This is a genomic window from Winogradskyella forsetii, from assembly GCF_013394595.1.
In the GTDB taxonomy this organism is placed as follows: Bacteria; Bacteroidota; Bacteroidia; order Flavobacteriales; family Flavobacteriaceae; genus Winogradskyella; species Winogradskyella forsetii.
On sequence record NZ_CP053348.1, the window covers coordinates 3,358,885 to 3,375,000 of the forward strand.

At 34.9% G+C, this 16,116-nt stretch carries 13 protein-coding genes and 2 tRNA genes (1 of these 15 only partly in view); 4 read left to right on the forward strand and 11 right to left on the reverse strand.

All coding sequences use genetic code 11. The features are described 5' to 3' along the window. The first annotated feature begins 89 nt into the window (after positions 1–89). Positions 90–1,772, forward strand: coding sequence for a gliding motility lipoprotein GldJ (gene gldJ, locus HM987_RS14565; RefSeq protein ID WP_179008779.1), 1,683 nt, complete (start codon positions 90–92; stop codon positions 1,770–1,772). A 147-nt stretch (positions 1,773–1,919) separates the two neighbouring features. Further along, the gene (locus tag HM987_RS14570; RefSeq protein WP_306293668.1) at positions 1,920–3,119 is read left to right on the forward strand and encodes a UDP-N-acetylmuramoyl-tripeptide--D-alanyl-D-alanine ligase; all 1,200 of its coding nucleotides are present in this window, start codon (positions 1,920–1,922) and stop codon (positions 3,117–3,119) included. Positions 3,120–3,218: 99 nt separating this feature from the next. Here the strand turns inward: HM987_RS14570 and HM987_RS14575 are convergent, their stop codons facing one another. The 3 genes from HM987_RS14575 to HM987_RS14585 form a co-directional block, all read right to left on the reverse strand. Further along, complete coding sequence (locus HM987_RS14575) at positions 3,219–3,614, reverse strand: VOC family protein (protein ID WP_179008781.1); 396 nt, start codon at positions 3,612–3,614, stop codon at positions 3,219–3,221. Between the two features lie 281 nt (positions 3,615–3,895). Then, positions 3,896–3,970 (reverse strand) — tRNA-Val (locus tag HM987_RS14580). A 454-nt stretch (positions 3,971–4,424) separates the two neighbouring features. After that, a tRNA-Val gene (locus HM987_RS14585) sits at positions 4,425–4,499 on the reverse strand. Positions 4,500–4,670: 171 nt separating this feature from the next. On the opposite strand from HM987_RS14585, the gene HM987_RS14590 reads away from it, so the two are divergent. Continuing rightward, positions 4,671–6,161 carry a hypothetical protein gene (locus HM987_RS14590; protein WP_179008782.1) on the forward strand — a complete coding sequence of 497 codons (1,491 nt, stop codon included), beginning with the start codon at positions 4,671–4,673 and terminating at the stop codon, positions 6,159–6,161. Here HM987_RS14590 and HM987_RS14595 read toward each other — a convergent pair. From HM987_RS14595 to HM987_RS14625, 7 genes are all read right to left on the reverse strand, one after another. Beyond that, positions 6,158–7,375: a bifunctional folylpolyglutamate synthase/dihydrofolate synthase gene (locus HM987_RS14595; protein ID WP_179008783.1), complete on the reverse strand. Its 1,218-nt coding sequence runs from the start codon at positions 7,373–7,375 to the stop codon at positions 6,158–6,160. The two genes, HM987_RS14590 and HM987_RS14595, sit on opposite strands and share 4 nt — an antisense overlap. Before the next feature lie 3 nt (positions 7,376–7,378). After that, positions 7,379–8,275 carry an energy transducer TonB gene (locus tag HM987_RS14600; RefSeq protein WP_179008784.1) on the reverse strand — a complete coding sequence of 299 codons (897 nt, stop codon included), beginning with the start codon at positions 8,273–8,275 and terminating at the stop codon, positions 7,379–7,381. A 76-nt stretch (positions 8,276–8,351) separates the two neighbouring features. Then, entirely contained in the window at positions 8,352–8,744 is a 393-nt protein-coding gene (locus HM987_RS14605; RefSeq protein ID WP_178989878.1) for an ExbD/TolR family protein, read from the reverse strand. 3 nt (positions 8,745–8,747) lie between these two features. Then, positions 8,748–9,443, reverse strand: coding sequence for a MotA/TolQ/ExbB proton channel family protein (locus HM987_RS14610; protein WP_179008785.1), 696 nt, complete (start codon positions 9,441–9,443; stop codon positions 8,748–8,750). 270 nt (positions 9,444–9,713) lie between these two features. Beyond that, positions 9,714–11,105, reverse strand: a complete 1,392-nt coding sequence (gene nhaD, locus HM987_RS14615; protein ID WP_179008786.1) for a sodium:proton antiporter NhaD — start codon at positions 11,103–11,105, stop codon at positions 9,714–9,716. A gap of 6 nt (positions 11,106–11,111) precedes the next feature. Continuing rightward, positions 11,112–12,338 carry a Glu/Leu/Phe/Val dehydrogenase gene (locus HM987_RS14620; RefSeq protein WP_179010074.1) on the reverse strand — a complete coding sequence of 409 codons (1,227 nt, stop codon included), beginning with the start codon at positions 12,336–12,338 and terminating at the stop codon, positions 11,112–11,114. Positions 12,339–12,400: 62 nt separating this feature from the next. Next, entirely contained in the window at positions 12,401–13,474 is a 1,074-nt protein-coding gene (locus HM987_RS14625) for an anhydro-N-acetylmuramic acid kinase (RefSeq protein WP_179008787.1), read from the reverse strand. Between the two features lie 91 nt (positions 13,475–13,565). Here HM987_RS14625 and HM987_RS14630 point away from each other — a divergent pair, with 91 nt between their 5' ends. Continuing rightward, on the forward strand, positions 13,566–14,708 hold the full coding sequence (locus HM987_RS14630) for an acyl-CoA dehydrogenase (protein WP_179008788.1): 1,143 nt from the start codon (positions 13,566–13,568) through the stop codon (positions 14,706–14,708). Between the two features lie 47 nt (positions 14,709–14,755). Here the strand turns inward: HM987_RS14630 and HM987_RS14635 are convergent, their stop codons facing one another. Continuing rightward, positions 14,756–16,116, reverse strand: partial view of a helix-turn-helix domain-containing protein gene (locus tag HM987_RS14635; RefSeq protein WP_179008789.1) — the 3' portion only. 1,075 nt of this gene lie beyond the right edge of the window; 1,361 of the gene's 2,436 nt are visible here — the last part of the coding sequence; the start codon falls outside the window, past its right edge — the gene reads right to left on this strand; it ends in the stop codon at positions 14,756–14,758.

Here is a 16,116-nt window from a genome sequence, read left to right on the forward strand (position 1 = left end):
TTTTTTGCATTTAGACGCAAAAAAAAGTTGTTAGTTTACCTTTAATTGTTATATTGCGGGTCTAAAATTAAACGAGCTTACTTAAACGTATGGATATGAAAAATGTCTCAAACCTAAAATTTCTAATAGCAATAACGCTTTGCGCTTCGATTGTAAGTTGCAACCGTTCTTCTAATTCTGGCAACGTAGATAGTGCCACAGGCTGGAAAATCAACGATAAAAATGGTGGTTTTCAGTACAACACACAATTCAAAGAACAGGAGACGCCTCCTGGAACTGCTTTCATTGAAGGTGGAACTTTTACAATGGGTAAAGTAGGTGATGATCCGATGCATGATTGGAACAACACCCCTAATCAACAACACATCCAGTCATTTTATATGGATGAAACTGAAGTTACCAATATTAACTATACATTTTACTTAGATTACCTAAAAAATGTATATCCACCAGATGATCCTAATTTCGCTTTAATATATAAAGGCGCACTTCCAGATACTTTAGTATGGAGAAATCGCTTAGGTTACAACGAAATGATGACTGAAAACTATTTGCGTCATCCAGGCTATGCAAATTATCCTGTGGTTGGTGTTAGTTGGATTCAAGCCGTTGAATATGCCAACTGGAGAACTGACCGTGTTGCTGAAATGGCTTTACAAGAAGCTGGTTACATAAAAAGAGATGCGCACCTTACAGATGTAAATGCAGAAAGCACATTTAGCACTGATACATACATCAATGCACCTTCACAAACTTATGGTGGAAATACAGAAGTTTTGGAAGGCGGAAAACGCAGGGAACAGACAGATGCAGAAGGTAATCCAATCAACGTTTATGCAAGTCGAGAAACGGGTTTGATTCCTGTAAAATTTAGACTACCAACGGAAGCTGAATGGGAATATGCAGCATTAGGCATGAGTGAATTACGTCAGTATAATGTTTATAGAGGACGTAAAAAATATCCTTGGGATGGTCAATATACAAGATCAGGAAAACGTGTAAATCGTGGTGATCAAATGGCTAACTTTAAGCAAGGTAAAGGAGATTACGGTGGAATTGCAGGTTGGTCTGATGATGGTGCTGATATTACAGCAGAAGTTAAAACTTATGCACCTAATGATTACGGATTATATGATATGGCCGGAAACGTTTCTGAATGGGTTGCCGATGTTTACAGACCTATTGTAGATGATGAGTTTAATGACTTTAACTACTACAGAGGAAATGTATATACCAAAAATGCCATTAATGAAGATGGAACTGTAAAAATCGTAACCTCTGACGAAATTGTTTACGATACAACAAGTACAGGTAAAATTGTGGCTAGGGATTTACCAGGTGAAATTGCAAGAATTCCTATTGACGAAGATGAAACCTATTTAAGAACCAACTTTAGTCAAAGTGATAATAGAAATTACAGAGACGGTGACAAACGTTCTTCTCGCTACTACAGAGAAAACTTTGAAGAAACCGAAGGTGAAAAAGAAAGTACTACTGGGAAAATGTACAATTCACCGAAGCATGTTGTTCAAGTAGATTCTACGGAAGGCGGATTAGTTAGAGAATATGACCAGTCTAACAGCAGAACCTCGTTGATCAATGACGAAGTAAGAGTTTATAAAGGTGGTTCTTGGAGAGATAGAGCTTACTGGATTGATCCTGCTCAACGTCGTTATTTCCCACAAGATATGGCTACTGATGATATCGGTTTTAGATGCGCAGTATCTAGAGTTGGCTCTAAGAGCAACAATGGAGGAAAGAGACGAAACTAATAATCGTTAAATAATATTTATAAAAGTCCTGATCAATGTATCAGGACTTTTTTTATTTTTAAGCCTATGAAAATTGACGATTTATACAAAAATTTCAGAAACTGTTCTGGGGTCTCAACAGACACAAGGAAACTACAACAGGATTGCATGTATTTTGCCCTTAAAGGCGATAATTTTGATGGTAACCAGTTTGTGCAAAAGGCTTTTGATGGCGGAGCAAAATACTGTGTTGTAGATGATACTGAAGCCATAACAAACACTAACTGCATATATGTGGACGATGTATTAACTACGCTTCAAAGCCTTGCTACCTATCATAGAAATGCTATTAATATCCCAATTATTTCATTAACAGGCAGTAATGGAAAAACCACCACAAAAGAACTTATTAATACGGTTTTAGCTTCAACCTACAATGTAAAAGCTACCATGGGAAACCTGAATAACCACATTGGCGTGCCTTTATCCCTATTGAGTTTTAGTGAAGGTTTAGACTTCGGAATCGTTGAAATGGGTGCCAATCACCAAAAAGAAATTGATTTTTTATGTGGTATTGCACAACCAGATTATGGTCTGATTACCAATTTTGGTAAAGCACATTTAGAAGGTTTTGGAAGTATTGAGGGTGTGGTCAAAGGAAAATCGGAATTATATGACCACTTAATAGCCAATGAAAAAACAGCTTTTATAAATACTGACGATGAAAAGCAAGTGGCCCAAATTGGAGATTACTCTAATATTAGCACATTTGGAACGCATTTGAACAATGATTGTGTCATCGCTTTTGATAGTGCGAACCCTTATGTCACCTTAATTTATGATGATATTAAAATTGAAAGTCAGCTTATCGGTGACTACAACTATGGAAATATTGCTGTAGCAGTGGCTATTGGAAAGTATTTTGATGTCACTTCTGAAAACATAAAAAAAGCTATTGAAAGCTACCAACCAGCTAATAACCGATCTGAAATTATAGAAAAAGGCAGCACCAAAATTATTCTTGATGCCTATAATGCCAACCCAACTAGTATGTTGGCCGCACTCCATAATCTTAAACAGTTAAATGCCGAAAACAAATATCTATTTCTTGGAGACATGTTTGAATTAGGTGCCAACGCTGAAAAAGAACATCAAGAGATTGTTGATTTTATAGAACAAAATTTTCAAACTCATATTCATATTATCGGTAAGAATTTTTACAAAACCAACAGTAACACATCTATTTACAAGCATCCCAGTTTTGAGGATTTAAAACCTATTCTCAAAGACCTTGACCTTAATAATGCGACGGTTTTGATTAAAGGCTCTCGTGGCATGGCATTGGAGCGAATTTTAGACTTTATATAAAGCCGTGTTTATAATTTAAATTATTTTATAAGCTTAAAAAATCCATCTATCATACAATAGATGGATTGTTCAATTTCCAGTTTTCGGTTTGGATTTTTATTAATTACAATTTACCATCCATCCAATTCCGTACTTATCGGTGCAACGCCCAAAATAACCCCATTCTCTTTCTCTATAATTATGGTGTATCTGCCCTCCCTTGGATAAGGATTCAAATAAATTTTTACCTTCTGTGTTATCAGTTACGGCAATACTCATATGGATTTGATTCCCGTTGTTGAGAGGTGTATCTGGCGACGCATCATAGGCCATAAAGTGCACATTTTTTCCTTTCAATTCAGCATGTTGCAGATTATTTCTATAAGAAGAAGGCACATCTATTTTTTTATCTTCATAGGTTTGGCGATTTATAATTTCCGCATCAAACAATTCACTATAATAATTTAGTGCTTCTTGACAGTTTCCTTTAAACGATAAATAGGCTTGTATTTTCATAATGTTTATTTTTTTAATTCATTTAATTCTGAATCTTAATTTAAAATAATACACCATGACACCTTAGCTGTTTTAAAACTTTTAATTGCTCATTTCCTTTTTGACAAACCGCTTTGAAAAAACGCACTGTAAGCCTATCGTTTAGACGCTGTAAAATTGTAGAAGTAACATACAATTTAAAACCATTTCATTGATTAGCGATTCAAAGAAGCTAAAGTTTATGCAGCGTACTTTGTGAACAAAAAAAAATCTACGCGTTTACGTAGATTTTTCAATTGTTGTGGGTCATGCCAGATTCGAACTGGCGACTTCTACCCTGTCAAGGTAACACTCTGAACCAACTGAGTTAATGACCCTTAATTATTGATTTCAAAAATAGTGTTTCTTTTATTATTTTTTAAATAAATATCATAGTTTAAAGAAGGGATTACAATCCCTAGGCGAAACCGCTCCCGCAAATACAATTCAGATGCACTTTGGCGCATCTTGGAATTTTTGTTTCAAAATATAACTATGAGCTTACGCTCTGTAAATGGGATTACATATCCCTAAGCGAAACCGCTCCTGCAAATACAATTCAGATGCGCTTTGGCGCATCTTGGAATTTTTGTTTCAAAATATAACTATGAGCTTACGCTCTGTACATGGGATTACATATCCCTAGGCGAAACCGCTCCTGCAAATACAATTCAGATGCGCTTTGGCGCATCTTGGAATTTTTGTTTCAAAATATAACTATGAGCTTACGCTCAGTCATATTTTGAAACAAAAATTCCGATTTGAAAAATCAAATCGGAATCGTAATTGATGTGGGCGCGAAGGGATTCGAACCCCTGACCCCTTGGGTGTAAACCAAGTGCTCTGAACCAACTGAGCTACGCGCCCTCTAAATTGGATTGCAAATATAGACTAGTTTTTAATATCTCAAAAGGTTTTTTAGAAAAAAAATCAAATTTTTATTCTTGAGTTTCTTGTTTCAAACATAAGAATATAAAAGGCATTATATTACGATCAAAATTATACAATTTTGATATATTAGTATAAAACAAAATCCTATTGAAATACTACTCTTATATAGACCACTTTAATCTCACTATTGAAGATCTCATTAATTTATCTCCATATAAACTTAAAGAAATCACACATGAAGTAGACGCACTGGATTTACAAAACAAAACCACAATTATAAGTGGTCTAAAAGATGACGTTTCACGCTCATACCACGTCACAATAGAAGAAAATCCTTGGCTAAAGGACTTGTTTTTTAAGCGATTTGATCAACTAAAAAAATATAAAATTGAACTTTCTGTTGAACACATTTCTTATTTAAGTGGTTTCAAGCTTTTTATAGAACCTTATATAAAACATATTCTTCCTGAACTAATACAACACCTATTCGACAAGAATGAATTAAAGATATTATTTCAAATTCTAAGTCAATCTGTATTATTTTCTAGTGGCTGTGAAATGATTATTAAAAATTTACTAAAGAATAAAGTTAATTATGCCGTAATTTATTTAGGTGAAAATCTTATTGAAAATCCAGAACAAAATATTAAATACATAAAAAATTATTATTTCTATGAAATTCTTAATTTATATGAACCATACTTCAAAAACGAACTCCTAAAGTTATACGACACCATTACTGAAGTATTTGACCAATTTGATATCGATTCTAAACATCCATTATTTAGGTTTGTTTCTCAAGCCCAAGTGGCTTTTCAAAAAAGCCAAATTGATGATGTTGCGACGAAACTATTCATTGACAATACTGCTGAAAATGCAAAAGAATATGCGTACGATTATTCATCGGAAACAGAAATAGGTTCAGTTAAAGTTCCATTTCAAAGAAATAGTGTCATCCTTGTTTTAGGTATTACCGCAATAGCTATTCTGATGTCTATATTTATTTTAAGCAGAATAGAGCAATCCAATAAAGAATACGAATTATCTCAAAAAGAAAACTCAAGTCCGAAAAAAACAAGATCTACCTATGACAATCGCATCCGATTTTACTATTCTTTAAAACGCATAACCCATAGAACCCAAGAAATTGACCCTATACCTCGCAAAACAGAAATTATACCTTTCTCTAATCCATATCCTAAAACCTTCAACATCATAAAGAGCGATACCGTTGAATCTGAGAATTTAAAGGTTGAAATTAAAAACAAAATTGGTTCAGACCTAATTGTCTTTAAGATGGTTAAAGGTAAAGATGAATCTATTTATATTCCGCAAAACAAAACTATATTCATCTCCATTAATCCATTAGATTCCATACTTTTTTATAGTGGTAAGAATTTCGAAACCTCTAAATTTTCTCAATTTAAATCACATACAGCTATTTCGGATATTTTTAAACTTCGCAAAATTGACAAAGCAACGATGTCTGAAATAAGCGTAATGCCTACTGACACGATCACCAGTAGAAATGATAACACTATCTCCATGAAAAATATTGAAACCACCGACAACATCGTACTTACCAAATTGAGCCTTGACAATCTATACAGAGCTTATTATAGAAAATATGCTAATTAAATGACTTCTGCCACGACAAAAGTACTTCCTCCAACATAGATTAAATCGTTAGGCTTTGCATTGGATTTTGCATGGGCTAAAGCTTCAGAAACACTGTGGAACGATTCTCCTGATAATTGATGTTTTTCGAATGCAAGTCTTAATATTTCGGCCTCCAATCCACGTTGCACATTTGGTTTACAGAAATAATAAATAGCGTCTTTTGGAAGTATCGGAATAATTGAAGTTAAATCCTTATCATTTACAACTCCAAAAACGATATGAAGCTGATTATAGGTTTCATTTTTAATTTGTTTCAACACATAACTTAAGCCTTCCTTATTATGCGCTGTATCGCAGATAATCTTAGGTTCGTTACTTAAAACCTGCCATCGACCTTGTAAACCTGTGTTTTTCACCACATTTAAAAGTCCAGTTTTTAAGTTTTTATCTGAAATTTTAAATCCTATAGCCCTTAAGGTTTCTACCGATTGCAAAACGGTTTTGATATTATGCATTTGGTAAGCTCCTTTAAGGTCACTCTCCAATATGTCCTTTATCATTTGATCTGCAAAATAAATATCAGATTGCGTTTCATGTGCTTTGTTTCGAAAGACCTTTTCAGTTTCAGCTTGTGTTTCCCCAATGACAACCGGAATATTCTTTTTAATGATTCCTGCTTTTTCTCCAGCAATTTTCTGAAGTGTATCGCCTAACATCTGAACGTGGTCGAAACCAATATTTGTAATAATTGATAACTCTGGTGTAATGATATTCGTAGAATCCAACCGTCCTCCCAGTCCGACTTCAATCACAGCAACATCCACCTTTTGATTTGCAAAATAATCGAATGCCATACCAACGGTCATTTCAAAAAACGACAATTGATTGGTTTCTAAAAAGGTTTTATTTCGTTTGATAAAACCAATAACAGCTTGCTTAGTTATGACGTTTCCATTAATGCGAATGCGTTCCCTGAAATCTTTTAAGTGTGGCGAAGTATATAACCCAACTTTATAGCCAGCTTCCTGTAAAATAGAAGCCAACATGTGACTTGTAGAGCCTTTTCCATTGGTACCTGCAACATGAATGGATTTGAATTTATCTTCTGGATGATTGAGGTGTTTCGCTAAGTTAATAGTGTTGGTTAAATCCTTTTTAAAAGCGGAGTTGCCTTTATTTTGATACATTGGAAGCTGTTGAAACATCCAATTTACGGTATCTAAATAATTCATGGCTTATTGACCAACATCAAAGTTAATACTCACAAAGCCAACTTGGGTTGTTGGTGCATCAGGATCAGAAGGCCATTTATGGGACATAGCGATTTTTTTTGCAGGTTCTAATAAACATGGATGGGTATTGGTTGTACCTCTAATACCTGGTTGCGCTTTTATTACTTTCCCTTGTCGGTTGACTTCAATCCGAACGACAACTAAACCGTATTCATTACAATCCTGTTCAAATATTTGGCGCGATGGTTTACCACGACCTCCAAGACCATAACCAACACCTCCTTTTCCAGGTCCAGAACCTCCAAAATAACTTGGTGCGTAAGGGTCACCATCTAGTTGTCCTTTATTGCCACCTTGACTATCTGGTCCTTCACCTCCATCGGTATTGCCTTCGGCATTTTTAACGCCTCCAATAAGATTATCTAATTTTTTCCTTTTCTCTGCTTCTTCTTGACGTTTCTTTTCTTCTGCTTCGCGTTTTTCGCGCTCTATTTTTTCTGCTGCAGCTTTGGCTTCGGCCTTGGCTTTGGCTTCTGCAGCTTTGGCTTTCGCCTCAGCTTCTTTTTGCTTTTTTATGGCGATGTCCTCAGCATTATCTTGTGTCATTACCTCTTCTGCTTTGGTAGCAGCTTCTGTTGGCATGACTTGCGATTCTTCTGGTTGCACTTCTTCGACAGCACTTTCTTCAACAATTTTATCTTCAACAGCTTTTCGTGGTTCACTTAAAGGTTTGTTTCCACTACCAAAATCCGTTGTTCCAAAGTTTACGGCTACACCGTATTCTTCTGGTGGATCCATATAATTAGGACCAACTACAAATAACAATAATAGCAGGATCACGGTAATGAGTACTGTGATTCTTGCAGAATTACGTTCGTGTTTGGTTTCTAAGTATTTCACTTTAATTTTTATTGATTTAAACCTGCTAGGTTTGAAAAACCTGATAGGTCATAGTACTTATTCAAAATGATACCGCTTAATTCGGCTGCACAGCCAAAATCACTTTAAATTTATTTCGATTGGCAATATCCATAACCTTCACTACATTTTCTACAGGTACTGATTTTTCAGCTCGTAATACTATGGTAGGCGATTCTTGATTCGATAATATGGATAATAACTGTGTTTCCAATACACTTTCGCCAACACGTTTCTGATCGATATAATAGGTCAAATCTTTTTTGATACTTACAGCTGTTGATTTTTTATTCTCGGTCTTACCACTTGCTTTTGGTAATATAATATCAATAGCATTTGTACTTACCAATGTTGACGCTATCATAAAAAATATTAATAACAAGAATACAATATCCGTCATTGAAGCGAAGTTGAATTCTGGTGTTACCTTATTTCGTCCTCTAATGTTCATAAATTAGATTGGTTCATTTAAGTGATCTAAAAACTCAATGGAATTCGCTTCCATTTGGTAAACGACTTTGTTTGTTCGTCCGACAACATGGTTATAAGCCACGTAAGCAACAATACCAACAATAAGTCCACCAACGGTCGTTGTCATGGCTGTATATAATCCACTTGCAAGCACATCCATCTGAATCGTTCCACCTGCATTTGCCAGTTCGAAAATAGAAATAATCATCCCAACTACAGTTCCTAAGAAACCTATCATCGGCGCAACTCCAGATATGGTCGCTAAAACACTCACGTTTTTTTCGAGATTATAAATTTCCAACCGACCAGCATTTTCAATGGCCGTATTGATATCTTCAAGCGGTTTTCCAATTCTGGTAATGCCTTTGGCAATTAGTCTTGATACAGGCGAGTTTTGCTGAGCACATAGCATTTGTGCCGAATCAATTTTACCATTACTTACGTGATCCTTTATTTGATTCATAAAATTGGAATCGACCTTAGAAGCCGCTTTTATGGCAAAAATGCGCTCAAAATAAATATAAATGGCTAAAATTAAGAGTAGGAATAAAATGAGAATAATCACAATTCCTGAGGTGCCTCCACTTGTAATCAATTCAATTATAGATAAGGTTTTTTCAACCGATTCCCCATCAGTTAAAACGTCTACTTCATCTTGAATAGTACTTAATGCTATCATACTAAAATATTTGTTTTTTAAATTCTTATGGTTATAACGTTAAGTTTTTGGCTTAAGTATATATGTTATTTCAATTTATTTTATTCCGATAAAAGAGGACCGCTTCACTGTTAGACATTAGAACCAAGACTTGATTCTAAGTAACTGACAAGCACCTTTGTTTTAATTCAAAATTTTTCTTTTTTTATTTTTAAAAAAACTTTTGAAACCAAATACTTAACTAAGGTTTCAGAAATTAAAACACTTTTAATCGGACACTAAATTCCTATTTTAAAAAATGGATCTTGTGACCATAAAAGCAGCGGCACCAGCTAAGAAACCAACTAATGCCAACCAAGATATTTTCTTTAAGTACCAAAAGAAATCGATTTTTTCCATTCCCATAGCTACAACACCTGCGGCCGAACCAATAATTAACATGCTTCCTCCTGTTCCTGCGGAATAAGCAATGAAATGCCAAAGCTCGTTGTCCAAAGGTTCAGAAAACATTCCTAAACTTGCTGCCACTAAAGGTACATTGTCAATAACAGCTGATCCGACACCTAATAATAATACCACTAAATCAGACACACCTTCATGATGAAATTCTGTCCCTAACATGGGCATCGTTTCTTGCAGTGATCCTGCAAATCCGAATAAAATCCCTAAAGATTCCAAAGCAGCTACTGCCATTAAGATCCCCAAGAAAAATAAGATACTTGGCAATTCAATTTTAGATAACGAATGGTGTACAGGACTATGGCTAGCACTTTCTGCATGTTCTTCTGAAACGACTTCTGAAATTGCAAATTTTGAATTACTATAAATTTCAGCAAATATAGCCACAACACCTAATGACAGCATCATCCCAACATAAGGGGGTAAATGTGTTATTACTTTAAATATCGGTACAAAAATGATAGCTCCAAGACCTAAAAATAACATGGTGGAGCTAAATTTATTCTTGGGTTTACCGTCAGATTCTTGCAATTCTAAGTCACCTTTAAAAGGTTTTAAAAGTGAAGCAATAAATGTTGGTACCACCATACATAACAACGATGGAATAAATAAGTACATAAATAATTTTCCCGTTGACACTTTGTCGCCAATCCACAACATAGTCGTAGTTACATCTCCAATTGGAGACCAGGCTCCACCAGCATTCGCCGCAATTATAATTAAACCCGCATACCAGATTCTTACATCTCTTTCCTTTACGATTTTTTGAAGAATTGAAATCAAAACAATAGTCGCAGTTAGGTTATCGATGATTGCAGATAGAACAAATGCTAGAATTGAAAACATCCATAGCAACTTCTTTCTACTGTTAAAGTTTACAGCGTTTTTAATGGTAGAAAAGCCATCGAAATAATCAATTATTTCCACAATGGTCATGGCGCCTAATAAAAATACCAGGATTTCTGCCGTTTTACCTAAATGATGAAGTAAGGTTTCTTCCATTAGGTGCATTTTTTCTTCATGCCCGAGAAGTCCAAAATTTTCCATGAGGTTATGGTTGGCAGAATCGAACCATTGGGAAAAACCATCAATTCCCAAGGAAATCAATGCCCAACTTATGGCCATCATTACCAATGCCGGAATTAATTTATCTATTTTAATATTATGCTCTAAAGTTATCGCTAAATAGCCAAAAACGAATACGAGAATGATTACTGTTTCCATGGTAAATTAAATTAGTTGTCTTAAGGCAATTTCAAAAGCGGTTTCGCTAATGCCTATTTTTGTTGGATTATTGTTATGTACTTCTTTTAATGCTTTTCTGATGACTTTAGACGTGTCCTTAAATATGGCTTCATCCGTCATTAATACTTTACGCTCCATAAAGTATGCAAAAACTCTTGCCATACCACAGTTTGAAATAAAATCTGGTATCAAGCTCACTTTCCGGTCTGTATGTTCCATGATAGAACCAAAGAAAATTTCCTTATCCGCAAAAGGAACGTTTGCGCCACACGTAATCACTTCTAATCCTGTGGCTATCATTTGATCAATTTGATCTTGGGTCACTAATCGCGATGCTGCACAAGGTGCAAATACTTCGGTTTGTAAAGACCATATTTTTTGATTGATGTCTTCAAAAGGAATTAAATTTTTTGCCACTAAAGTGTTTCCGTTTTTATGAAGGTATAAATCTGTAATTTCTTCAAATGAAAATCCATCTTTATTAATTAGTCCACCAGCTCTATCAATGATACCAACAACTTTAGCTCCCATTTGAGCAAAATAGAAAGCTGCGGCTGCACCTACATTTCCAAAACCTTGAACAACAACGCGTTTTCCTTTTACGGAACTCCCATTAATATCATAAAAATGTTTTGCCGCGGTTGCGACACCAAAACCAGTAATCATATCCGCAACAGTATATTTTCTGCTCACATCCGGAGAATAATCTGGATTTTCTATGACCTTAATAACACCTTGTCTTAATTGACCAATTCTATTGATTTTATCGGCAATGGTAGGTTTAAAGTGTCCTTCAAAAACACCCTCTTGTGGGTGCCATACTCCACTTTCTTCTGTGATTGGAATGACCTCATGTATTTCATCAACATTTAAATCACCACCTGTTCCATAATAACTTTTCAGCAATGGAGAAACGGCGGCATACCAACGTTCTAAAACGCCTTTTTTTCGAGGATCTTGAGGATCGAAGTTGATTCCAGATTTTGCGCCTCCAATAGCTGGGCCAGAAACCGTAAATTTCACTTCCATGGTTTTGGCAAGTGATAATACTTCATTTTGATCTAACCCTTTACGCATTCGTGTGCCACCACCTGCAGCTCCACCTCGAAGTGAATTAATTACTGTCCAACCCTCTGCATCAGTTTCTGGGTCGTTCCAATGAAATACGATTTCTGGAGATTTGTTTTCGTATTTCTGAAGTAAATCTTTTATCAATTTTTGTTAGTTTAAATTGTTGTAACAAATATAAAAAACTCTAAAGCCTAAAAAGTGAATTAATAATTAATTTTCGGAATTAATATTTTTCCCGAAGAATGATTTCGTTCTGCACCTGTCACACTCATTAAACAATTGACCTCATTTCTAGCTTTTAAGACTCCTAAAAGTCCAAAAATTAAGGCTTCCTTAAATTCAACGATTTCATTGTTGGGCATAATAACTTCAGAATTTGAAAGTCCTTTTATCCGTTGCATTAAAAATTCATTATAAACACCACCACCTGTAACCAAAACCTTTGAATTCTCCTGCCTTACTATTTTTGAAATTTGAACAGCAATATGCTCGATATAAGTCCTTAAGAGATCTTTTATTTGAAGTTGATAGGAATCAATTAAAGGAAATATAGTCTGTTCTACCCATTCTAATCCTAAAGATTTTGGTGGTAGTTCTTTATAAAATTGAAGTTCGTTGAGTTGACATAATAACTCATTATTGATATGTCCCGTTGCAGCCAACTGACCTTTATGGTCATAGTCTAAGTTTATTTTTGAAACGTAATGATTCAAAACAATATTAACCGGACAAATATCAAAAGCAATTCTTTCTTTATTTAATTCGAAAGAAATGTTGGCAAAGCCTCCAAGATTGAGACAATAGTCATAGTCCTTAAACAATAACTGGTCGCCAATTGGAACCAAAGGGGCTCCTTGCCCACCAAATTCCACATCTTGAACTCTAAAATCACAGATAACTTTATGGTTTAATTTATCCGCTAAAATTTGCTGATTCCCGATTTGATAGGTTAAACCATTTTCTGGTTGATGCAATGCTGTGTGCCCATGAGAAGCAATGAAATCAATCGTTTGGATTGCGTTCTTATTTATAAAATCTAAAATTACGTTTGCCAAATATTCAGAATATTCAGAATCCACTTGTTTTAATTGGTTCATTGGCATCGCAACCAATTGGCTTAAAGTCAATTTCCATTGCTTTGGGTATTTTAGGGTTTCAGCATTATGGATTTTAAACGCCCATTGGTTATCATAGAAAAAATGAACATAAATGATATCAATGCCATCTAACGACGTACCAGACATTAAGGCTATAATATTGTATTCGGTTTTTATCATATTAGTAAAAATAATATTACTTATTGAAAATACCACAAGAAACAATTATCTTTGCATGAAATTTTTAAGAAATCAATAAAAGTAATAGTTTATGGACTTTAGTTTAACAGAAGAGCATTTAATGATTCGTGATGCCGCGCGAGATTTTGCACAAAATGAATTACTTCCAGGGGTTATAGAACGTGATAATTCACAAACTTTTCCTGATGAATTAGTGCGGAAGATGGGCGAATTAGGATTTATGGGTATCATGGTAGACCCAAAATATGGTGGAAGCGGCATGGATGCTATTTCATATGTACTAATTATGGAAGAGCTATCTAAAATTGATGCTTCTGCTTCTGTTATGGTATCTGTAAACAATTCCTTGGTTTGTTATGGTATTGAAGCTTATGGAAATGAAGAACAAAAGCAGAAATATTTAACCAAATTAGCTACTGGCGAATGCATTGGTGCGTTTTGTTTAAGTGAGCCTGAGGCTGGTAGTGATGCCACTTCCCAAAGAACGACTGCCATAGATAAAGGGGATCATTACATTCTGAATGGTACTAAAAACTGGATTACCAATGGTGGACGTGCAGAAGTTTTTTTAGTAATTGCCCAAACCGATAAACATAAAGGGTCTCATGGCATCAATGCTTTTATACTCGAAAAAGGCATGCCAGGTTTTGATATTGGTCCTAAAGAAGATAAACTCGGCATTAGAGGAAGCGACACACATACACTTCAGTTTAACGATGTAAAAGTGCCAAAAGCAAATAGAATTGGTGACGACGGCTTTGGCTTTAGATTCGCCATGAAAACACTTTCTGGTGGACGTATAGGTATTGCCGCTCAAGCTCTCGGAATTGCATCAGGTGCTTATGAACTGTCATTGAAATATTCTAAAGAACGAAAGGCATTTGGTACTGAGATTTGTAATCATCAAGCGATTGCTTTTAAGTTAGCTGATATGTATACAGATATTGAAGCCGCAAGAATGTTAGTTATGAAAGCGGCTTGGGATAAAGATCAAGGTAATAATTATGATATGTCTAGTGCAATGGCTAAACTCTATGCAAGTAAAGTGGCTATGGAGCATACGGTTGAAGCCGTACAGATCCATGGTGGCAATGGGTTTGTAAAAGAATATCACGTGGAACGCCTTATGCGAGATGCAAAAATTACCCAGATTTATGAAGGGACTTCAGAGATACAGAAGATTGTAATTTCTCGAAATTTGATAAAGGAATAATTTTATAGGAAAAAATTGAAAAGCTTCAGAATTTAATTTGAAGCTTTTTAGTTTTCGGATAGCCCATTAACGACAATTCGTAGTTCTCCATATGAGAATTTATCATCCAATTGATGCTTTAAATCTGAAAGGTTCTCAAAGGTTTTAGTAGGAATGATTTTCTTTAATTCATTATAACGCTCTAAAGACATTAAATCCGTAATTTTAATTTGGTTTGTCGAAATAAAACTTGCAAGATGTCCAAAGATGGTATTCGCATTTAATTCTCTCTCCAATGCAATTTGATCAATTGATTTTCCTGCTTTGTATAACTCTAAAGAAATTTTCTTTGTATCTCCTTTTTCCTTTTTAGGCTGATATTCTTCAAAAACTGGTTCATGCCTAGATGGATCAATATCGTTCTCTTCACAATAATCCAAAATCACCTTTAATATCTCTGAACCGTATCTTTCGATTCGGGTTTTACCCATACCTTGTATCTGACTTAGCTCTGATTTTGTTGTTGGTAGCGTTTCACAAATTGCATAAAGCGATTTTTGCGTAAAAATTTGGTAATGTATTAAATCTTCGCGTTTTGCTATGTCATTTCTGAGTTGTCTAAGTAATTCAAATAGTTCAACGTTAGTTGTTCCATCTATCACGGTTTTTCTCTGTTTTTTTGGTTTCTCCTTTCCTAAGAAAACAGATTTAGCTCTTAATTCCAAAAACTTATCAGTTTTAAAACCATCGTTTAGACCTTCAAAATAAGATAACTTTGTTTCTAGTAATTCTTCTAAAATGTCTAGTTGCTTTTCAATATCCTTTTGAATGGTTTTGTTATCGGTTGAAAAACTAAAATCTTCTAGGGATTTTACCAGTGTAGACTTTGTCTGCTCCGTAAAATAACTAACCGCTTTTAAAAACCGTTCTTGCAAATTAGCATTATCCTCAGGAATTTCATTTTCATCAACTAAACTACTTAATTGCGCCTTAAAGTTATTACTTACTTTAAGTAAATTGGTTATACTTTCCTTGATGGTATTCATCGGCTGCTCTATCGTTCCTTCGATACTACCTCTATTCTTATAATAGATATCCAAAATTCTTCCCGCTGGGTAGAGAAACTTATAAAAATCGAAAACCTCAGAAATTAAATTAAGTTGAAACTTACATTTAGACTGTTGTAAAGTAGCCTCATTGGGTTGATTGGCTTCTGCATTTTTGTTGAAATCAAGAACATTTTGGTCGCTAATAATCTGATGGGGTTCAATTTTACTCTTTAAAACTAAGCCTTCTAAAGATTTACAACGACTTAATGCGACATAGGTTTGCCCATGAGCAAAAGCACCTTGGGCATCAATTATCGCTTTTTCAAACGTTAACCCTTGGCTTTTATGAATAGTTATAGACCAAGCCAAACGCAAGGGGA